15 protein-coding genes are annotated in these 21492 nt (G+C 57.7%); 7 read left to right on the forward strand and 8 right to left on the reverse strand.

The features are described 5' to 3' along the window. Positions 1 to 107: 107 nt before the first annotated feature. Together IV01_RS06005 and IV01_RS0125400 are read right to left on the reverse strand one after the other, a co-directional pair. Positions 108 to 2177: a hypothetical protein gene (locus tag IV01_RS06005; RefSeq protein ID WP_418903549.1), complete on the reverse strand. Its 2070-nt coding sequence runs from the start codon at positions 2175 to 2177 to the stop codon at positions 108 to 110. 361 nt (positions 2178 to 2538) lie between these two features. Next, positions 2539 to 4773, reverse strand: coding sequence for a putative bifunctional diguanylate cyclase/phosphodiesterase (locus IV01_RS0125400; protein WP_080290373.1), 2235 nt, complete (start codon positions 4771 to 4773; stop codon positions 2539 to 2541). Positions 4774 to 5174: 401 nt separating this feature from the next. Here IV01_RS0125400 and IV01_RS06000 point away from each other — a divergent pair, with 401 nt between their 5' ends. Next, positions 5175 to 6527 (forward strand): spinster family MFS transporter, encoded by a 1353-nt coding sequence (locus tag IV01_RS06000; protein ID WP_032630482.1) that lies wholly within the window; start codon positions 5175 to 5177, stop codon positions 6525 to 6527. Positions 6528 to 6653: 126 nt separating this feature from the next. Here the strand turns inward: IV01_RS06000 and rapA are convergent, their stop codons facing one another. Beyond that, positions 6654 to 9500 (reverse strand): RNA polymerase-associated protein RapA, encoded by a 2847-nt coding sequence (gene rapA, locus IV01_RS05995; protein WP_032630483.1) that lies wholly within the window; start codon positions 9498 to 9500, stop codon positions 6654 to 6656. Between the two features lie 218 nt (positions 9501 to 9718). Between rapA and IV01_RS05990 the strand changes: the two genes are divergently transcribed. The 3 genes from IV01_RS05990 to ccoM all read left to right on the forward strand — a co-directional run bounded on the left by IV01_RS05990 (position 9719) and on the right by ccoM (position 10690). Next, on the forward strand, positions 9719 to 10057 hold the full coding sequence (locus IV01_RS05990) for a hypothetical protein (protein WP_032630484.1): 339 nt from the start codon (positions 9719 to 9721) through the stop codon (positions 10055 to 10057). 69 nt (positions 10058 to 10126) lie between these two features. Beyond that, positions 10127 to 10288: a hypothetical protein gene (locus IV01_RS0125405; protein WP_032630485.1), complete on the forward strand. Its 162-nt coding sequence runs from the start codon at positions 10127 to 10129 to the stop codon at positions 10286 to 10288. Positions 10289 to 10579: 291 nt separating this feature from the next. Beyond that, positions 10580 to 10690, forward strand: a complete 111-nt coding sequence (gene ccoM, locus IV01_RS27305) for a cytochrome c oxidase subunit CcoM (protein WP_025261439.1) — start codon at positions 10580 to 10582, stop codon at positions 10688 to 10690. Positions 10691 to 10889: 199 nt separating this feature from the next. Here the strand turns inward: ccoM and IV01_RS05980 are convergent, their stop codons facing one another. Together IV01_RS05980 and IV01_RS05975 are read right to left on the reverse strand one after the other, a co-directional pair. After that, on the reverse strand, positions 10890 to 11360 hold the full coding sequence (locus tag IV01_RS05980) for a MaoC family dehydratase (protein ID WP_032630486.1): 471 nt from the start codon (positions 11358 to 11360) through the stop codon (positions 10890 to 10892). 62 nt (positions 11361 to 11422) lie between these two features. Beyond that, complete coding sequence (locus IV01_RS05975; protein ID WP_032630487.1) at positions 11423 to 12367, reverse strand: alpha/beta hydrolase; 945 nt, start codon at positions 12365 to 12367, stop codon at positions 11423 to 11425. Positions 12368 to 12579: 212 nt separating this feature from the next. On the opposite strand from IV01_RS05975, the gene fadD2 reads away from it, so the two are divergent. Both fadD2 and fadD1 read left to right on the forward strand, forming a co-directional pair. After that, entirely contained in the window at positions 12580 to 14268 is a 1689-nt protein-coding gene (fadD2, locus tag IV01_RS05970) for a long-chain-fatty-acid--CoA ligase FadD2 (protein WP_032630488.1), read from the forward strand. Between the two features lie 409 nt (positions 14269 to 14677). After that, the gene (fadD1, locus tag IV01_RS05965) at positions 14678 to 16369 is read left to right on the forward strand and encodes a long-chain-fatty-acid--CoA ligase FadD1 (RefSeq protein WP_032630489.1); all 1692 of its coding nucleotides are present in this window, start codon (positions 14678 to 14680) and stop codon (positions 16367 to 16369) included. A gap of 171 nt (positions 16370 to 16540) precedes the next feature. Here the strand turns inward: fadD1 and IV01_RS05960 are convergent, their stop codons facing one another. Beyond that, on the reverse strand, positions 16541 to 16822 hold the full coding sequence (locus IV01_RS05960) for a type II toxin-antitoxin system RelE family toxin (protein ID WP_032630490.1): 282 nt from the start codon (positions 16820 to 16822) through the stop codon (positions 16541 to 16543). After that, a complete protein-coding gene (locus IV01_RS05955; RefSeq protein ID WP_032630491.1) occupies positions 16812 to 17057 on the reverse strand; it encodes a type II toxin-antitoxin system Phd/YefM family antitoxin in 246 nt (81 codons plus the stop codon). The genes IV01_RS05960 and IV01_RS05955 overlap by 11 nt, the downstream gene beginning before the upstream one ends. Positions 17058 to 17230: 173 nt before the next feature. On the opposite strand from IV01_RS05955, the gene hrpA reads away from it, so the two are divergent. Further along, positions 17231 to 21142, forward strand: a complete 3912-nt coding sequence (gene hrpA, locus IV01_RS05950) for an ATP-dependent RNA helicase HrpA (RefSeq protein ID WP_032630492.1) — start codon at positions 17231 to 17233, stop codon at positions 21140 to 21142. Between the two features lie 129 nt (positions 21143 to 21271). Here hrpA and IV01_RS05945 read toward each other — a convergent pair whose 3' ends face one another. Continuing rightward, a complete protein-coding gene (locus IV01_RS05945; protein WP_032630493.1) occupies positions 21272 to 21463 on the reverse strand; it encodes a hypothetical protein in 192 nt (63 codons plus the stop codon). Between the last annotated feature and the right edge of the window lie 29 nt (positions 21464 to 21492).

Here is a 21492-nt window from a genome sequence, read left to right on the forward strand (position 1 = left end):
CGTGGGACCGGCTATAGCCGGGAAGGCGGCATTCCCGGCGATGAAGATGTAGCGACTCTACCGGCCTCTTCCCGGCTAAAGCCGGTCCCACGTCATAAATAACTAGCCTACTTGACGCTGTAATCCGTCTTGCCCGTATGTTGATTCAGTGAAATAACCCGGGTCTTGCCGATGCGATGACGATAAATTTCGCGCAGGTATTTGACGGCCTTTTTCACGCTCTCGCGGGAGATGCGGATGTCATTGATGGAGACAAACTTGGATTTGTCTTCGATCAACTCGCGGTACTTCTTCTCGTACATTGGCTTGATCGCATACCAGTTGGTATCGAGAATCTTTGCCGGGTTTTCGTATTCATTCAGCAACTCATCGACGCGGTCTTCATCAAATTCTTCGCTGACGATGAAGTCCAGAATCGCGCTGTCCAGGGTGTCGTCGAAACGGAACTGGTTTTTCGCGAAGCATCGTTTGATGAAGGCCACGATCAAGGTCAGGAAGTCATCCGAAAGACACGGACTTTTCGCGATAAGCGTGGTCAGCGACAAGTTGGCTGAAGCGCCGATCACCAGTGCGTAGCGCTTGAGTGTCGTATTGGGGAACAGGCTGTTCAGATGTGTCTTGAGGCGGTTCAAGTCCATGTAGGACAGCTTGTAGTCCTTGGGGAGCGAGACGATGGACACTACCGACGAGCAGTTCTTGAAGAAATGCAGGTCGTGAAGTGCAGCGGCGTCGTAGCCCGAGGTTTTGTACTGATCCAGCGCGGCGCGATAGCGCTTGGACTCTATCGGCAGCAGGCTGATGCCTTCAATGGCCTGGGTGACTTTGTTGAAGTGCGGTAGATCAATCGAGCGGAAGAACAGGTCATCGATGTTCAGGCGTGGCGGTTCCTTCTCGAACACCTTGAACTTGTCCGAGCCTGGCGCCGGGGTTTCCGGTACGACAGATTCGGCGTAGGCAATCGCTACAGGCCCTGCGAGACTCATGAACAGGTCGTTCGCGTCCAGGCGGATCGTTTCGCCGATATCAATGCCTGCGCGTCGAAAGTAGTTCTGATCGTAGTCAGTCGTCACCGCCTGCGCAGTGAGGATGTTAAAGATCTGCTGCGAAATGTACTGATTGGCGTGACGCTCCATGGAGTTCACGTCGATGTTGTCGATATTGCCGTCATCGCTCGCTTCTGCGTAGCGCATGATGTCGTTGGAGATCAGCATCATGGCGTTCCATGGGCGGATACGGCCCATGACGCTGGCTTCGCTGCTGTCTTCATTCTCGAAGTTGTATGAAAAATCCCATTCTTCCGCTAGATACTTGCACAGCAATCGACCGGCGTTGATGTGCAAGGCTTCGGACATTTCGCTGCGGTGATCGGAAATGTTCGGCAGTACGCAAATGCCGCTGGTGAAGATTGGCTCGAATACAAACGACCGGCCGCGCTTATTGTCGTTTTCGTCAGCTGGCTTGGTGTCGAAGGTCTTGTTCATGTACGAGAACTGCTGCGCCAGGCCGAACTCCGAGGCCATGCCCGAACCGGTACCGCCACCCGCACTGAAGATGTAGAAATACAGGCGTGACTGGTTGGCCTTGATGCCGCACGAGTCGATCAGATACGAGTGGATCAGTTTCCAGTCAACGCTGGAGAAATGGTTGGTGTCCTTGTTCAGGATGATCTTGGCCAGATACTGACCGAGGATCGGGGCGTTACCCGCACCTCCGGCATGGACTTCTGAAAGGTCCATGATCTTCATTTTGCTGTAGTCGTTGATAAAGCCGCTTTTCTCGCCTTTGCGTGAAAAGCGGATGCGACCGGCGATGTCCTTGTCCAGGTCGCCGAGCATGACCAGTGGCTCGACCAGGAAGACAGGCTTGCTCGCCTTGTTATGCACCAGTCGCAGGTTGTTACGGATCCAGCGGACCGGGCTGTAGCGTTTATCTTCGCTTAGACGATCTTCACTCTCGAACTGATTGAGATAGAACTTGCGCGCGTTGTAGACCAGTTCGGCAACATCGAGGGCAATGTTCGAACCGCAGCGACCCAGGCCGATCAGGCATACCGACGGGAACTGTTGTTCGCTGCGCAGGACGTTGTCTTCGGTATGAATCGATTGCGGGAAAACCGTATCACGCAGACCGTCGAGATTATCCAAAATACGGTCGGTGTCAGTTTCAGTGAAATACATGTACTGCTGAGCGGGGATTGGCTTGGGCCGATAGGTGGGATTGGGGAGGCCTGCGGTCTTTTCAGCAACGGCTGCCGTCAATCGTCCGGATATCGCACCAGTAGAATCATTATTATTGGTCATCGTGCGCCATTAGCCTGAGCGAGGCAGCAATGCAGTGGGTTATCGCGCCATCGCGGAAAGAGAATTACGACTTTAAAGGCCACTTTTTCAGGCTTAGCAGGGAAGCCGCTATCCATGACAAGGGCACTTTCAGTCCGGTCCATTTAACGGATCGGCAGGAACGGGGGATTCTTTAATGACTCGCGATTATTTAGTTGGGCCTGAAGAGCACTTTGTTGCCTCATTCGGCTAATTCAGATTAGTGCGCGGGCCCCTGTAGCCATTTTCTGGGTACGGTATTGTGCTGGTCGGTGTTAGAGGGGCTCGGGGTGACATCGTTACGCTGGTTAAGCTTGAGTAGCACCGGCAATATGTGCTCAATCGGCAGGGGTCTGCTGATCAGATAGCCTTGCAGATAATCGCTGCCGTACTGAGTCAGATACTCTTTCTGTTGTGAGGTCTCCACCCCTTCGGTGACCACCTTCAAGTGCAGAGTGTGGGCCATGACGATAATGGCTTGCACAATTTCCATGTCCTGAGGGGAGCGCGGGGTATCGACGATGAATGAGCGATCAATCTTCAGTGTGTCTAGCGGCAGCCGTTTGAGGTAGGCCAGGGACGAATAGCCGGTGCCGAAGTCGTCGATGGATAACGAAACTCCGAGGCTGCGGATCTGCTTCAGCAGCCCGATGGTGTTGCTGATGTTGCCCATCAGCGCGTTCTCGGTGACTTCCAGCTCCAAGCGTCGCGCTGACACGTTAGCGTCTTTCAGGGCCGCCTGGATGTCGTCGATAAGATCGTCACGGGTCAGGTTCAGGGCCGAGCAGTTCACCGCAATGATCAAGTTCTCCAGTCCTTCACCGCTGAGCAGGCTGAGATCACGGCAGGCACGACGCAGCACCCAATTATCCAGGGCTGCAATCAAACCGTTGGTTTCGGCGATATCAATGAACCGGTCTGGCGTCAGTAATCCATGCTGCGGGTGTTCCCAGCGTACTAGCGCCTCTAGCTTGGCAACCTGGCCGGTTCGGATCTCGACAATGGGTTGATAATAGACCTGCAGTTGAGTGTCTTGCTGCAGGGCGTTGCGTAGCTCTTCCTCCAGTTGCAGTTCCAGGCTGGCTTTGGTCTTGAGATTGGAGCTGAAAAAATGCACCCGGTTGCGCCCGTTGCCTTTGGATTGATAGAGCGCCAGATCCGCGTGTTTTAGCAGCTCGTCGCAGGTCTGGCCATCCTGAGGGTAAATACTGATGCCGATGCTGGTGGTCATGACCATGTGACGGCTGGCCAGGGCGATGGGCTCTTTCATTCTCGACATGATCCGACTGGCCAGATGCTCGGCTTCGTCATAGTTATGCAGGCTGATAAGAATGCAGAATTCATCGCCACCGAAGCGGGCCACTACGTCATCGGCACGGGTGGCGCTGCGAATCCGCTCGGCAATGGCTTTGAGCAGATCATCACCAGCGTCATGGCCCAGGCTGTCGTTGATGCGTTTGAAGTGATCGATGTCGAGGAACATCACCGCCATCATGCCTTGGCTGGTCGTATGTTCAGTCAGCTTCTCGGCAAAGATCTGATTGAAGCCGCGACGATTCATCAAATTGGTCAGGGCATCGTAATGCGCTACTTGCTGCAGTGACATCCGCGCCTGGTCCAGCTGGCTGAGCAGTGCATTGACCCTGCGCAGATCGTGTTCCTTGCTTTGCAGCTTCTTGTCAGCCATTGAAGCGCTGATGCTGCCGCCGATGATCAGCAGTGAAATGATCGCGATGGTCAGCCCCAGTTGCAGGCCGTTCCCGGGGTCTTCGGACTGCAGAGGTGTGTTGAAAGGCAGCACCAGATTCAGCGACCACATGCCCATCATATGGGTGCCGAGCAGCCCTGCACCCAGCAACATGCTGGCGCCGTACTTGAGCATTTGGTGGAAGGGGCCGCTGCCCTGGCGCAAATAACCCGGCAGCAACAAGAACACCGCACCGCAGAGAATCGCCATGAGGATCGACAGACCAAAAGGGCCAGGCTGGTAGTACTGGATAGCCGGGGAGCGCAATGCCGACATCCCGACGTAGTGCATCACGCCGACACCCAGGCCGATGCCGACGGCGCTGAGCAACCACTGGCCAGGACCGAGCACTTCCTGGCTGATGGCCCGAATGGCGAAGGCACCCGATACCGCTGCAATCAAAAGCGATGCGACCGTGACAGGCAGGTCGTACCTGATAGCGATGGGCGTTTCAAACGCCAGCATCCCGATGAAATGCATGGCCCACACACCACCCGCCAGGCACAGCGCACCCAGCACCTGCCAGCGTTGCCGGCTTTTCTGATTCTCGACATGGATGATCCGTTCGCCGATATCCAGCGTCGCAAAACAGGCAGCGCAAATGACCCCGTATGACAGGGCCATGAGGAACATGTTGTGCATGCAATCGAGGAGCAGCATTCCCTCGGGCGGCGGCCCGGACAACAGATTCAAACCCAGCCATTCCATAGCAAGCCCTATATATTCACTACCAGGGTTGGCCACCAGAACTGTGGCGAAACGAGCTGAGTATAGGAGCTGAAAAATGGGTGCCAGTAGTAATGGCGTCGGTGGTCCAATCGATTTGGAATTGAGTCAATAACCATTGGTTATAAAGGAACAGTGCATGGCCTGTAGAAGCTCACGAGCAACGCGAGGCAGCGATAGTGATCTGTCTGATACACCGCCATCGCTGCCTCGCGTTGCTCGTGAGCTCCTACCTGGAAAACATATGGATGCAATCGGTTACCGGGTAGCCGCACAGTTACCCATATCCGGTCATTTGCATCGATGATGTTCAGCGACAAACCCGTAAACCCGTCCTAGCCTGCCAATGCTTTGCTCATAACAATAAAAGCAGGGAGCCTTACATGCACAGCTCGCCGACCCCTTCACCTCAGGCCTCGAACGCTTGGCGCGTTCTGTTTCTGCTGTTTCTGGCCAATCTGTTCAATTTCTTCGACCGCACTATTCCGGCCATCATCATCGAACCCATTCGCAAGGAATGGCACCTGAGCGACTTTCAATTAGGGATCATTGGCACCGCTTTCACGCTCGTCTATGCCGTCGCCGGTTTGCCGCTGGGGCGTATGGCCGATAACGGCTCGCGTAAGAAAATCATGGGTTGGGGCCTGGCGGTGTGGAGCGCGCTGACAGCGATCAACGGATTGGCAGGCAGTTTCTGGACATTCTTGCTGGTGCGCATGGGCGTTGGCATCGGCGAGGCCAGTTATGCACCGGCGGCAAATTCACTGATCGGAGATCTGTTTCCGGCTCATCGACGAGCCCGGGCCATGGGTATTTTCATGCTGGGCCTGCCGCTGGGCTTGTTATTGGCTTTCTTCACCATTGGTGCAATGGTCCAGGCGTTCGACAGCTGGCGTGCGCCGTTCTTTATCGCTGCGATACCGGGGCTCGTGCTGGCGGTATTCATGTTTTTCATCCGCGAACCCAAGCGTGGTGCAGCGGAAAGCGTGCGGATGTCGGAAGAGAAAATCGAAAACCCCATCCGCCGGGTGCTGTCGATCCCAACCTTTGGCTGGTTGGTATTGGCCGGCCTGACTTTCAACTTCGCGACCTACGCCTGTAATTCATTCATGGTGCCGATGTTGCAGCGCTATTTCCTGCTGCCCTTGCAGGAGGCGGCAGTGGCCACCGGGATCATCGTCGGGGTTACCGGTTTGGTGGGGCTGACGCTGGGCGGCTGGGTCGCTGACAAACTTCATCAGCGCTTTGCCAATGGCCGCTTGTTATTTGCCGCTGGCAGCATGCTGGTTGCGACCTTGGCGACGGCTTATGCCTTGCACGCGGGTCGTATCGAGATCGGCTTGTTTGTTGGGGTGTTCAGCCTGGGCTGGCTGTTTGCGTACAACTTCTACACCTGTGTGTACACGGCGATTCAGGATGTGGTCGAACCCCGATTGCGGGCGACGGCGATGGCGCTGTTTTTCGCCGGTTTGTATTTGCTGGGTGGTGGGTTAGGGCCGGTGGTGGTGGGCTTGCTTTCAGACCACTTCGCACACGCGGCAATGGCTGCGGCGGGGGCAGAGCAGATGAGTGAGGCGTTCAAGGCGGTTGGGCTGCACGATGCGATGTATTTGATACCGGTGGCCCTGGGCCTGACGTTGGTATTTTTGTACCTGGCGTCGCGGTGTTTCAGTCGGGATGCGTTGCGGATGAAGGAGGGGATGGTTTCGAGTGAGCCGGTTGTTTCGGTGGCTTGATGGTGGAACGGCTCAAAACCGTATAGCCCTTATCGCGGGCAAGCACCGCTCCCACAGGATTGCGTTCCTTCTGTGGGAGCGGTGCTTGCCCGCGATTCAGGCGCTGAGGTTTCAAGCCAAGTCAGCTTACCCCGCCACCAACACCCGAATCGCTTCCAGGCGCAGCGCTGCTTTATCAAGCATTGCCAGACCTTGTTCACGTTGATCACGCAGTGCGACCAGTTCACTGTCGCGTACCGTCGGATTGACCGCTTGCAGGGCGGTCAGGCGGGCCAGTTCTTCCTCGGTGTCAGCCGCCAGACGACGTTGCGCCTCAGCCACGCGCTCGGCATGTTTCGGTGCGATCTTCGCTTCACCGGCATTTATCTGTGGGTTGAGCACGTCACGCTGAGCCTGGATGAACTTGTTGGCGCTGGCTCGGGGCACGCTTTCCAGCTGGTCATTCAGTGTGGTGAACGAAACCCGGCCCGACAGATCGTTGCCGTTGCCATCAAGCAGGCAGCGCAAGGCGGCAGGCGGCAGATAGCGGCCCAGTTGCAACGAGCGCGGCGCGACCACTTCGCTGACGTACAGCAGCTCAAGCAGCACGGTGCCCGGTTTGAGGGCCTTGTTCTTGATCAGCGCCACGGCGGTATTGCCCATGGAGCCGGACAGCACCAGATCCATCCCGCCTTGCACCATCGGGTGTTCCCAGGTGATGAACTGCATGTCTTCGCGAGACAGCGCCAGGTTACGGTCGTAGGTGATGGTCACGCCTTCGTCGTCGCCCAGCGGGAAGCTGGCGTCGAGCATTTTTTCGCTAGGGCGCAGGATCAGGGCGTTGTCCGAATGGTCTTCGCTGTCAATGCCGAACGCATTGAAGAGAGTTTCCATGTAGATCGGCAGGGTGAACTGGTCATCCTGCTCAAGGATCGCCTCAACCAGCGCTTCGCCTTCGCCAGCGCCGCCGGAGTTGAGCTCCAGCAAGCGGTCGCGGCCGGTGTGCAATTCACTTTCCAGACGCTCACGCTCGGAGCGCGCTTCGTCGATCAGCACTTGCCACTCATCGTCATCACCGCTTTCCAGCAGCGGCAGCAGGCGAGGGCCGAACTGATGCTGCAGGGCGTTCCCGGTAGGGCAGGTGTTGAGGAAGGCGTTCAGCGCTTCGTGATACCACTGGAACAGCCGTGCCTGCGGGCTGGTTTCCAGGAACGGTACATGCAGTTCAATGGTGTGTTTCTGGCCAATCCGGTCCAGACGACCGATACGCTGTTCGAGCAAGTCCGGGTGTGCAGGCAGATCGAACAGCACCAGGTGGTGAGCGAACTGGAAGTTGCGACCTTCACTGCCGATTTCCGAGCAGATCAGCACCTGAGCGCCAAACTCTTCATCCGCGAAGTAGGCTGCAGCGCGGTCACGCTCAAGGATGTTCATTCCTTCGTGGAACACCGTAGCCGGGATGCCGGAGCGCACGCGCAGGGCGTCTTCCAGGTCCATCGCTGTTTCAGCGTGGGCGCAGATCACCAGCACTTTGACGCGCTTGAGCATTTTCAGGGTATCGATCAGCCAGTCGACACGCGGGTCGAAGCGCCACCAGCGCTCTTCTTCGCTGGCGTCCGGCTGAGCCTGGAAGCTGACTTCCGGATACAGGTCGGCGTGTTCGCCAATCGGTAGTTCCAGATATTCGGCAGGGCAGGGCAGCGGGTACTGGTGCAGCTTGCGTTCCGGGAAGCCCTGTACGGCGGCACGGGTATTACGGAACAGTACGCGGCCAGTGCCGTGACGGTCGAGCAGTTCGCGGATCAGGCGGGCGCTGGCTTCTTCGTCGCCATCATTGACGGCAGCCAGCAGCGTTTCGCCTTCGGCACCCAGGAAGCCATGAATGGTCTTGTGCGCTTCCGGGGAGAGGCGACCCTTGTCCAGCAATTGCTGTACGGCTTCGGCCACCGGGCGATAGTTTTCGCTTTCGGCGCGGAAGGCATGCAGGTCATGGAAACGGTTTGGATCCAGCAGGCGCAGACGTGCGAAGTGGCTGTCCTGGCCCAGCTGCTCCGGGGTTGCGGTCAGCAGCAACACACCCGGGATAACTTCAGCCAGTTGCTCGACCAGCGAGTATTCAGGGCTTGCCTTGTCTTCATGCCAGACCAGGTGATGAGCCTCGTCGACCACCATCAGGTCCCAGCCCGCGGCAAACAGCGCGTCCTGGGCTTTTTCGTCTTCTACCAGCCATTCCAGAGCCACCAGGGCGAGCTGGGTATCTTCGAACGGATTGCTGGCATCGCTTTCAATGAAGCGCTCAGCGTCGAACAGGGCAACCTGAAGGTTGAAGCGGCGGCGCATTTCCACCAGCCATTGGTGCTGCAGGTTTTCCGGCACCAGGATCAGGATACGGTTGGCGCGACCCGAAAGCAGCTGGCGATGGATAACCAGACCTGCCTCGATGGTTTTACCCAGACCTACTTCGTCGGCCAGCAGAACCCGTGGCGCGATACGGTCAGCGACTTCACGAGCAATGTGCAGCTGGTGAGCGATGGGTTGGGCACGCACGCCACCCAGGCCCCACAGGGAGGACTGCAACTGGCGGCTGGTGTGTTCAAGGGTGTGATAGCGCAGGGAGAACCAGGCCAGCGGGTCGATCTGTCCGGCGAAGAGGCGGTCGGTGGCCAGGCGGAACTGAATGAAGTTAGACAGCTGGGTTTCCGGCAGCGTGACCGTTTCGTTCTGGGCGTTGAGGCCGTGATAGACCAGCAGGCCGTCGACATCGTCGACCTCGCGAACGGTCATCTTCCAGTTTTCGAAGTGAGTGATCACGTCGCCTGGAGAAAAACGCACGCGTGTCAGCGGCGCGTTTCGCAGTGCGTACTGACGCGTGTCGCCAGTGGCCGGATAGAGCACGGTCAACAAGCGGCCGTCCTGTGCCAGAACGGTGCCTAAACCCAGCTCGGCTTCGCTGTCGCTAATCCAGCGTTGCCCCGGTTGATACTGCTGCGCCATGCTGCCTGTCTCCCGCCGTGAAAAAGCCGACTATGTTAACGGAACACATCGCTCAGGCCAAAGGCGCAATGACAAAACGCAACTTTTTGTCCCGTGTTCCCGGCAAATTGGCCCTGATAGGGCACTAGTTGCCAATAACATAGTCGAAAGTTTCTCATTTACAGGGTCAAGTCGACGAACAGGCGGCCGACACCCACTCAAACAGGAGCATAAAAATCATGTTCATCCAGACGCTTCCCCTGAGTGCGGTACCGGTGACCTCGCAATTGGATCCGGCGAAACAAGTCCCTGATATTCCTCCTGTTGCACCTGTTCAGGCTACCTCCAGCGAGACCAACATTGACTTGCGCAATGAAGAGGAGGAACGCAATGCCTGGCTGCTTCGCGAAGAACAGCAGCGCCATGAAGAGCAACAGCGGCGCCGCGAAGAAGGCGCTGATGAGCCTGAGCACCTTGCTGTGCCCGGAGTTGCGTTGAATGCCGATCAAACCGTGCCCGTCGTGCCCCTCATGGACGAAGAGCCTCGTCAGGGCCTCTGGGTGGATGTGCAGGTCTAGAAAGCTGGTCATGCCTGTTGCGATTGCGCATTATTGGCCCAATTTCCACGTGTTCGAGAGTTGCTGGCCATGAGCACAGACGCAAAACTGATTGACCTGGGTGCCGAGCGCGCCAAGCGGGTCCATGATTTGAACGACAAACGCCTCAACGAAGTGCGCAACGCCTTCGAACAGGCCATGCCCCTTGAACCGGGCAAGAAGAAATCGAAGAAAAAGCCGAAGAAGCGTTAGGGCTGCCCTGCAGGAGTCACATTCCTGTGAGAGCGAATTCATTCGCGAAAAGGCCAGTACATCCCACAGATATTTGGCGGCTGGAATATAGCTTTCGCGAATGGATTCGCTCCCACTGGTCCTGCCAACACAGTGACGGTGCTGCTCCCCCCAATACCCTTGACCCAAATCATTTATCTGCGCGCTCGCCGACCGAGCGTGCGGTGCTATTGATTTGGGTCAATTTCCATTCGCCGTACTCTGGTTAATCTAGCTCCATCGAACAGGAACAACAGAGCAGGAGGAGCGGTTATGTTTCTCGACAATGTGGTGGTGGCTGGTGTTGTAACCGTTGGCCTGATGCTGGTGTTCTTCGCAGGCTTCGGACTATTCATTTGGAAGGACTCGCAAAAACGCAAATAAGGCAGAGGCCTTCCAATAAAAAGAGCACGCAAGGCATTTTGGGCGACTTCGGTCGCCCTTTTTTTTGTGGCCGATTTAGGCTAATGGGTGAAAGCGCCACTGTAGGAGCTCACGAGCACCGCGAGGCAGCGATAGCGGTGTAACAGACAGGCCGCCATCGCTGCCTCGCGGTGCTCGTGAGCTCCTACTGACTTTTGTATCAACCGATACTGATCGCTGGCAGCGTGGTCAATGTCACGGTCTGCTGCTTGCGCGGCGCGATGATTTCGGCTTCGCCGTCCACCACCAGCTCTTCGCGCTGATTGAATACACGGGTAGCAATGCGAACGCGGAACTTCGGCAGTTTCTCGAGGATTTCCAGACGCACAGTCAGGGTGTCGCCGATTTTGACCGCCTTCTGAAAGGTCATCTGCTGGCCGACATAAATAGTGCCAGGTCCAGGCAGCTCGCAGGCAACGGCCGCGCTGATCAATGCGCCGCTGAACATGCCGTGGGCGATGCGTTCCTTGAACATGGTCGAGGCTGCGTATTCGGCATCCAGGTGCACCGGGTTGTGATCACCGGACATCGCCGCGAACAACTGGATATCGCGCTCTTCCACGGTTTTGCTGAAACTGGCGGTCTGCCCGACTTCCAGTGCTTCGTAAGGGGTGCTGGTAACTTGTGTCATGGGTGATCCTGAACAATTGAAGAAGGTTTACATCGCTGCGGTAAACGATTGTAACAGTGCAGTTATTCTGCACGGCGCGGTCTGGGCTGTTGCAGAGCCTGTTCGAGCCAGTCGATGACGTGAAGCATGACTTCATCGCGGTTGGTTTCGTTGAGCAGTTCGTGCCGCGCCTGTGGATAGACTTTCAGTTGTAACATCTGGTGGCCCGCGGCGACCAATGCATCGGCAAGATCCTTCAGACGCTTGCCCTCACTCACCGGATCACATTCGCCGCCAATGACCAGCAGCGGCAACCCCGGATCGATCTGCGCAAGGTTCGCCGGCTTACTGATTTGCTGCAGGCCGCCGAGCAGGTCAACCCAGAATTGGTTGGTGCAGCGAAAGCCGCACAGGGGGTCCTGCATATAGCAGTCGACTTCATGGGTGTCCCGGCTCAGCCAGTCGAAAGGCGTGCGCGCGGGCTTGAAGGCTTTATTGAACGAACCGAACGACAACCATTCGATCAGCCGGCTGCGACTGGTCCGGCCTTGCCGCAGCCGTTCGGCGTGCGCAATCAGGCGTGCGCCGCGATACAGGGCCACTGGCTGAAAGTTCGAACCACTGAGAATCGCCCCCTGTAAACCCGCGCCGTGATGCATCAGATAAGCCTGGGCGACATAACTGCCCATGCTGTGGCCCATTAGAAACACTGGCGCTTCAGCGTGCCTTTGGCCAATGGCCTGATTCACGCTGGCCAGATCGCCAACCACCTTGCTCCAGCCTTGATCGTCTGCGAAATGGCCGAGCGTACCCTGCGCAGCTGTTTTTCCATGGCCGCGCTGATCGTGGGCATATAAAGCAAAGCCTGCCTGACAGAGCGCGGCTCCCAGCCTCGCGTATCGGCCGCTGTGCTCAGCCATGCCGTGAGCGAGCATGACCACGGCTCTGGGCGGCTGCTCGGGCAGCCAGGCGTTGACGAACAAGCGGCTGTGGTCACTGGCGTCGAGCCAAAAGGCCTGGTGTTTCATGACAACTCCCTGAGCCTCACTGGCACAACTCGCCACGGCCCGTTTTCTGGAGTGTATAGCGGATGGCCAATGGCGGCCCGGTCAGCTCTGTAATTCATGGTAATGATGTTGCACCGAGGCATATTTGCCTTCCTGCCGTTAGCTGCTAACGTCCGGCAAGCGCCGCTCTATATAGCGGGCAAAACAGTCTCAGGTAAGAGGGATAAAAACAAATGCAACCTGACTTCTGGAACGACAAACGACCGACAGGGGTTACGCCCGGGATCGATGTAGATGCCTACAAATCGGTCGTCGAAGTGTTCGAGCGCAGCTGTCGCAAATTTGCCGACCGACCAGCGTTCAGCAATATGGGGGTGACCCTGACGTACTCAGAGCTGGATCGCCATTCCGCCGCGTTTGCTGCCTGGTTGCAGCAGCACACCGAACTCAAGCCCGGTGATCGTATCGCCGTGCAGATGCCCAACCTGCTGCAATACCCGATTGCCGTCTTCGGCGCCATGCGTGCCGGGCTGGTCGTGGTCAACACCAACCCGCTGTATACGGCGCGGGAAATGCGCCACCAGTTCAAGGACTCCGGCGCAAGGGCGCTGGTGTATCTCAACCTGTTCGGCAAGCTGGTCCAGGAAGTACTGCCCGATACCAACCTCCAATACCTGATCGAAGTGCGCATGGGGGACATGCAATCGGCGGCCAAAGGCTGGCTGATCAACACCGTCGTCGACAAGGTCAAGAAAATGGTCCCGGCCTACGATCTGCCGCAGGCCACGCTGTTCAAAAACGCGCTGCGTGGCGGCCGTGGTCATCAGGTGCAGAATGTGCCGCTGAATCTGGAAAGCGTGGCCGTGCTGCAATATACCGGTGGCACCACCGGCCTGGCCAAGGGCGCGATGCTCAGCCACGGCAATCTGGTCGCCAACATGCAGCAGGTTTATGCCTGCATGTCGCAACACGGCCCTGACGGCAGCCCGGTATTTCAGGAGGGCAAGGAGATCATGGTCGCGCCGCTGCCGCTTTATCACATCTATGCATTCACCGCGAACTGCATGTGCATGATGGTCAGCGGCAACCACAACATTCTGATCACTAATCCCCGGGACATCGGCGGCTTCATCAAGGAGCTGGGCAAGTGGCGATTCTCGGCGATGATTGGTCTCAACACCCTGTTCGTGGCGTTGATGAACCACCCGGATTTCAAGACCCTGGACTTCTCCAGCCTTAAAAGCACCAATTCCGGCGGCACCGCATTGGTCAAGGCCACTGCCGAGCGCTGGGAAGAGGTCACCGGCTGCCGAATTGTCGAAGGCTACGGCCTGACCGAAACCTCACCGGTGGCGAGCACCAATCCGTATGGCGACAAATCTCGACTCGGTACCGTGGGGATTCCGGTACCCGGCACTGCCATGAAAGTCATTGACGACGAAGGCAACGAACTGGCCTTGGGCGAGCGCGGCGAGCTGTGCATTAAAGGTCCGCAGGTCATGCTGGGCTACTGGAATCGCCCGGAAGCTACTGCTGAAGCCATGGATAACGATGGCTGGTTCAAGACCGGCGACATCGCGGTCATCGATGCCGACGGATTCGTCAGTATCGTGGACCGCAAGAAAGATCTGATCATCGTTTCCGGCTTTAACGTCTACCCTAATGAAATCGAAGACGTGGTCATGGCTCATCCGGGCGTCGCCAATTGCGCGGTGATCGGTGTGCCTGACGAGCGTTCAGGGGAGGCGGTGAAGTTGTTTGTCGTGGCTCGTGAAGGCGGCGTCAGCGTCGAGGAACTGAAGATCTACTGCAAAGCCAACTTTACCGCCTACAAAGTCCCGAAACAGATCGTGCTGCGCGACTCGTTGCCCATGACTCCGGTGGGCAAGATCCTCAGGAGGGAGTTGCGGGATATTGCTTGAGATGAACCGCTCCCAACTTGAAATGCGATCCTGTGGGAGCGAGGCTTGCCCGCCATGAGGCTGGACGCGGTTTGCTTAAGACCGCAGTGTCCTTATCGCGGGCAAGCACCGCTCCCACAGGATTGCATTTCAAAGTAAGACAGCGAGGCCCTCTAACCCAGCCTTTTCAGCCATATTCGCGACAAATAGGCTTAAAGCTCTAATTGTGACTGCTATCTATTCTTGAGTCATCAATGTGACTGTAGGGGCCTTCTTTGCCTCTAGGCGGCCTATTGCAAAGCTGCTACTCTCGGCGCGCTTTTGACCCTGTCATAAAGCACGAAGCGTTTACCGCAAAATTCCAAAACACAAGAAAATCATCGCATATAAGCGATGTGAAGAATTCGCTGTCGCTGAGGAGCCGGCTTCCATGATTGAAAACTTCTGGAAGGACAAGTATCCGTCCGGCATTGCTGCCGAGATCAATCCTGACGAATACCCAAACGTCCAGGCCGTATTGAAACAGTCTTGCGAGCGTTTCGCCAATAAGCCGGCTTTCAGCAATCTGGGTCAGACCCTCACTTATGGTGAGATGTACGAGCAATCCGCCGCGTTTGCCGCCTGGCTCCAGCATCATACCGATCTGCAACCCGGCGACCGTATTGCCGTGCAGTTGCCCAACGTCCTGCAATACCCTATCGCGGTATTCGGTGCCATGCGCGCCGGGCTGATCGTGGTCAACACCAACCCGCTGTACACCGCGCGGGAAATGGAACACCAGTTCAACGACTCCGGCGCCAAGGCCCTGGTATGTCTGGCGAACATGGCGCATCTGGCTGAGAAAGTCTTGCCCAAGACCGGCATCAAGCATGTGATCGTCACCGAAGTGGCGGACATGCTGCCACCGCTCAAGCGCCTGCTGATCAACAGCGTGATCAAGTACGTCAAGAAAATGGTCCCGGCCTATCACCTGCCTGCGGCGGTCAAGTTCAATGACGTGCTGAGCAAGGGCCGTGGTCAGTCGTTCACAGAAGCGTCGCCGGCCAGCAACGATGTGGCGGTGCTGCAATACACCGGCGGGACCACGGGCGTTGCCAAAGGCGCCATGCTGACCCACCGTAACCTGATCGCCAACATGTTGCAGTGCAAGGCGCTGATGGGCTCCAACCTGCATGAAGGCTGTGAAATCGTCATCACGCCGCTGCCGCTTTATCACATTTATGCATTTACCTTTCATTGCATGGCGATGATGCTGATCGGCAACCACAACATTCTGATCAGCAATCCACGTGACCTGCCCGCCATGGTCAAAGAGCTTTCGAAGTGGAAGTTCAGCGGTTTTGTCGGCCTGAACACCTTGTTCGTGGCCCTGTGTAATAGCCAGGAATTCCGCAATCTGGACTTCTCGTCCCTGAAAGTCACGCTCTCCGGGGGCATGGCCCTGCAACAGGCGGCCGCCGAACGCTGGAAGGAAGTCACCGGTTGCGCCATCTGTGAAGGCTACGGAATGACCGAAACCAGCCCGGTCGCCACCGTTAACCCTAATCAGCACATTCAGATCGGCACCATCGGCATCCCGGTTCCGTCGACCCTGTGCAAAGTGATCAATGACGCCGGTGAAGAGTTGCCGCTGGGTGAAATCGGCGAGCTGTGCGTCAAAGGCCCGCAAGTCATGAAGGGCTACTGGCAGCGTCAGGAAGCCACCGATGAAATGCTCGACGCCGACGGCTGGCTCAAAACGGGCGACATCGCGCTGATCCAGTCTGATGGCTACATTCGCATCGTCGATCGCAAGAAAGACATGATTCTGATATCCGGCTTCAACGTGTATCCCAACGAACTGGAAGACGTGCTGGCGACCTTGCCTGGTGTGCTGCAATGCGCGGCCATCGGCGTACCGGACGAAAAATCCGGCGAGGCCATCAAGATTTTCGTCGTGGTCAAACCAGGCGTGACCCTGACCAAGGATCAAGTCATGGACCACATGCGCGCCAACCTGACTGGCTATAAAGTGCCTCGCAGCGTCGAATTCCGCGACGCGCTGCCTACCACCAACGTCGGCAAGATTCTGCGGCGCGAGTTGCGGGATGAAGAATTGAAGAAGTTGGGGTTGAAGAAGTAGTCAACGCTATTGGCCCAAGCCCCGCCGAGTGCGGGGTTTGTTGTTTTCTGTAGGAGCCAACTTGTTCGCGAAGGGTGGGTACAGCCTACGGATGAACGTCGCTTGCCACGTAGCTTCGCCAACAAGTGGGCTCCTGCAGAGGGTCGCAGCTATACAATTTCAGTACAGCATTCAGCGATTTTTCGCAGATCCGTATACATCGCCACGCTCTCGTTTGCCTACCGCGACGACCGTAACAACTACCCGATCATCTTCGACCCGGTACACAAGTCGGTAACCCGCGCTGCGTAGTTTGATCTTGTAGTGGTCCGGCATGCCGTGCAAAGCATCCGCCGGAATCCTTGGCAAGCTGAGTCGCTCTCGAAGCTTCTTTTTCAACTGGTCACGGATCGTATGACCCAGCTTTTCCCACTCTTTTAATGCCGATGGTAGAAATTCAAGCTTAAAGGTCATCAATGTCTACCGGCATTGGCTTTTCATGCTGGCGCGTCTTGATCAGGTCGGCCAGGTCAAGGTCATCAAGACGCTCCATCATGGCTTCGAATATTTCTGCCGGGACCATGTAGCCCATTACCTTGTTGTGGTTGAGAACCGCAACCGGCAAGCCATGAGCGCCGTTCAATACTGCCGAGGGATTTTTTTTCAATTCGGATACGCTAACGGCAACGTCAGCCAAAATGTTTTGCATGACTTGGTGCTCCATTTGGGGCGATATTTTGGTCTTTTTATCTCGGGGGCGCAATCATCTGATTAGCCTGCGTTCGTTCTAAGCGCTCATGTCGCATCCAGAAGGTCGTCACAAGTTACGCTGATCTGCGACAATCCCCGCCTTTGCACCCATCTAAAGACCTTGCGCACCTGATGACCGATCAAACGCCCTCGATTGAACAACTCCTGAAGAACCTCGACCACGCGATGATCAGCGATCGTCATCGCTTGCGGCGCCAGTTGCATGAGCTGCGCAAGAAGCCCGACGAGGCGAAGCTGGCGCAGTGGGTGGCGAAGGTGCAGGCGTCGTTTGCCCAGGTCACGGCGCGACGTGACAGCGTGCCGGTGATTCGTTACGACGACAGCCTGCCGATTGCCGCCAAGCGTGATGAAATCAAAGAGGCGTTGCTCAAGCATCAGGTGCTGATCATCGCGGGTGAGACGGGCTCGGGTAAAACCACCCAGTTGCCGAAGATCTGCCTGGAAATCGGCCGCGGGCAACATGGTTTGATCGGCCATACCCAGCCGCGCAGAATCGCGGCGCGTAGTGTCGGCAGCCGCGTGGCAGAAGAGTTGGGTACGCCATTGGGCGCGCTGGTTGGTTATCAGGTGCGTTTCGAAGACCAGAGCGACAGCAGCACCCTGATTAAACTGATGACCGACGGCATCCTGCTGGCGGAAACCCAGCACGACCGCTTTCTTGAGCGCTACGACACGATCATCGTCGACGAAGCCCATGAACGCAGCCTGAACATCGACTTTCTGCTCGGCTACCTGAAAACCCTGCTGCCCCGTCGCCCGGACCTGAAAGTCATCATCACTTCGGCGACCATCGACCTGCAGCGCTTCTCCGAGCACTTCAATGACGCGCCAATCGTTGAAGTGTCCGGTCGCACCTTCCCGGTGGAAACCTGGTACCGGCCGCTGACTTCCCAGCAGGACGAAGAGGGCAACAGCGTCGAAGACGACCTGACTGTCGATCAGGCGATTCTTGCCACCCTCGACGAGCTGGCTGCTTTCGAACGCAGCGAGCGTAAGAGCCCTGGCGATGTGCTGGTTTTTCTGCCTGGCGAACGTGAGATCCGCGACGCCGCTGAAATGCTGCGCAAGGCACAACTCAAACACACGGAAATCCTGCCGCTGTATGCGCGCCTGTCACCTGCCGAGCAGCAGCGGATTTTCCAGTCCCATCCAGGCCGACGCGTGGTGCTGGCAACCAACGTTGCCGAAACCTCCCTGACCGTGCCCGGCATTCGCTACGTGATTGACACCGGTACCGCGCGAATCAGCCGTTACAGCTACCGCGCCAAGGTTCAGCGCCTGCCGATTGAAGCCGTCTCCCAAGCCAGCGCCAACCAGCGTAAAGGCCGCTGTGGCCGGGTCGAACCTGGGCTGTGTGTGCGGCTGTACAGCGAAGAAGACTTCAACGGTCGTCCGGAGTTTACTGACCCGGAAATCCTGCGTACCAACCTGGCTGCGGTCATCCTGCAGATGCTGCACCTGCGCCTGGGCGAGATCACTGACTTCCCGTTCATCGAGCCGCCGGATGGCAAAGCGATCAGCGACGGCTTCAACCTGTTGCAGGAGCTATCAGCAGTCAACCGCGAAAACCAGCTGACGCCGTTGGGTCGCCAGCTGGCGCGCTTGCCGGTGGATCCGCGCATGGGTCGCATGTTGCTGGAAGCGGCGAAGCAGGGCAGCTTGCAGGAAGTGCTGATCGTGGCCAGCGCCATGTCCGTGCAGGATGCTCGCGAGCGTCCACCGGAGCGTCAGCAAGCGGCTGATCAGGCCCACGCGCAATGGAAAGACGCCGACTCGGACTTCGCCGGGCTGGTCAATCTGTGGCGCGGGTTCGAAGAGCAACGCCAGGTGTTGACAGCCAGCCCATTGCGCAACTGGTGTCGCCGCAACTTCCTCAATTACCTGCGTCTGCGTGAATGGCGCGACGCTCATCGGCAGTTGAGCCTGATCTGCCGTGACTTGCAGCTCACGGTCAATATAGAACCAGCCGACTACCCGAAATTTCACAAGGCGATTCTCTCCGGTCTGCTCAGCCAGATCGGTCAGAAGGCGGACGAGGGTGATTATCTGGGTGCGCGGCAGAGGCGTTTCTGGATTCATCCGTCATCCGGCCTTGGCAAGAAGCGTCCGCAATGGCTGATGACCGCTGAACTGGTGGAAACCACCAAGCTCTATGCACGGATGGTCGCCAAGATCGATTCCGACTGGATCGAGCCGTTGGCTGGTCACCTGATCAAAAAGAACCACTTCGAGCCCCATTGGGAGAAGAAGCGCGGCCAAGTCGTGGCTTTTGAACAGATCACCCTGTTCGGGCTCATCGTGGTTGGCCGCCGGCCTGTGCATTACGGCCCGATTGATCCGGTAGTGTCCCGCGAGCTGTTCATCCGTGAAGGCCTGGTGCGCGGCGAAATCAACTCCCGGGCCAAGTGCCTGAGTGCCAACACCAAACTGCTGGAAACCCTCGACGAGCTGGAGGCCAAGGCCCGTCGTCGCGACATCCTGGCCGACGAAGACACTATGTACAGCTTCTATGAAGCGCGGATCCCGGCCGAGATCCATCAGACGGCGACTTTTGACCACTGGTACAAGACCGAGAGTCAGAAGAACCCCCAGCTGTTGATCATGCGCGAAGAGGACGTGCTGGCTCGCGAGGCCAACGAAGTCACCGCTGCGTATTATCCGGACACCCTGAAACTCGGCGATCTGACCCTGCCGCTGACTTATCACTTCGAGCCTAACCATCCCCGTGATGGCGTGACCCTGCGTGTGCCTGCTCCGCTGTTGCTTTCGCTGCCCGCCGAACGCCTGGAATGGCTGGTCCCGGGCTTGCTGGAAACCAAATGCATTGCCCTGGTGCGCAACCTGCCCAAGGCGATCCGCAAGAACTTCGTACCGGTGCCAGACTTCATCAAGGCCGCGTTGCAACGCATTACCTTTGGCGAAGGCTCCTTGCCTCAGGCACTGGGTCGCGAATTGCTGCGCATGACCGGTGCCCGGGTCAGCGACGAAGCCTGGGCCGAAGCGGCACAACAGCTTGAAAGCCATCTGAAGATGAACCTGGAGATCGTCGACGGCAACGGCAAGTTCCTCGGCGAAGGCCGGGATCTGGACGAGCTCACCGCGCGTTTTGCCGAGGCCAGCCAAGCCGCGTTGGCTGTACCGCAAACTGCCAGCAGCCAACAGCCGGTGGAAGCGAAAGTCTTTGCGCCGGTGGCTGAGAAGACTCAGCAGAACATCGCCGGCCTGTCCATGACGGTCTACCCGGCGCTGGTCGAAGAAGCCGGTACGGTCAAGGAAGGGCGCTTCTCCACCGCTGCCGAAGCCGAATATCAGCATCGCCGCGCCTTGCAGCGTCTGTTGCTGCAACAATTGGCAGAACCGGCCAAGTTCCTGCGCAGTAAGCTGCCAGGGCAGACCGAGCTGGCCTTGCTGTACCGCGAGCTGGGCCGGGTGGATGCGTTGATCGAAGACATCCTGCTGGCCAGCCTCGACAGCTGCGTGCTGGAAGGCGAGGCCAATCTGCCCCGCGATGGGGCCGGGCTGCTGGCGCTGGCTGAACGCAAACGCGGCGCCTGGACCGAGCACGCCGAGCGGCTGGCCAAGCTGACCCTGGACATCCTCAAGCTGTGGCATGGCTTGCAGAAGCGCTTCAAGGGCAAGATCAACCTGGCCGAAGCCGTGGCGCTCAACGACATCAAATCGCAGCTGGGCCATCTGGTCTATCCGGGCTTCGTCCGCGAAACCCCGGCGCAATGGCTCAAAGAGCTGCCGCGCTACTTGAAATCCATCGAAATGCGCCTGGAAAAACTCCCTGGCCAAGTCCAGAAGGACCGGGTCTGGAGTATCGAGCTGGCCGGTTTATGGGCGCAGTACCAGGCGCGCGCCAGCAAACACGCCCAGGAAGGCAAACGCGACCCGGAACTGACCGCCTATCGCTGGTGGCTGGAGGAATACCGCGTATCACTGTTCGCTCAACAACTGGGCACCAAAATGCCGGTTTCCGACAAGCGTTTGAGCAAGCAGTGGGGACAGGTGGAGGGGTAGCGCGGTGTGACATGGGGCACGCTGATCGTCCGCAGGAGCGACCGGGGCGGCGCTCCGCCTTGCCGACGATGAACGATATCGCGGTATTGCTAACCCTGTGGGACCGGCTTCAGCCGGGAAGGCGGCATTTCAGACGATAAATATGGATTGGATGTACTGGCCTCTTCCCGCCTGAAGGCGGTCCCACGTCGTCACGCCCGCTTGCGGGGCGAACATTAGAATCTCCCACAGGTTCAGTAACCATCTGCAGGAGTGACCGGGCTGGCGCTCCGCCTTGCCGGCGATGGCGCCATTTCTGGCATGGAGAAAATTGCGGGTCATCGCAGAAATTTCCTACGAATATAAAGTCT

Source organism: Pseudomonas syringae (assembly GCF_000737245.1).
In the GTDB taxonomy this organism is placed as follows: Bacteria; Pseudomonadota; Gammaproteobacteria; order Pseudomonadales; family Pseudomonadaceae; genus Aquipseudomonas; species Aquipseudomonas syringae_J.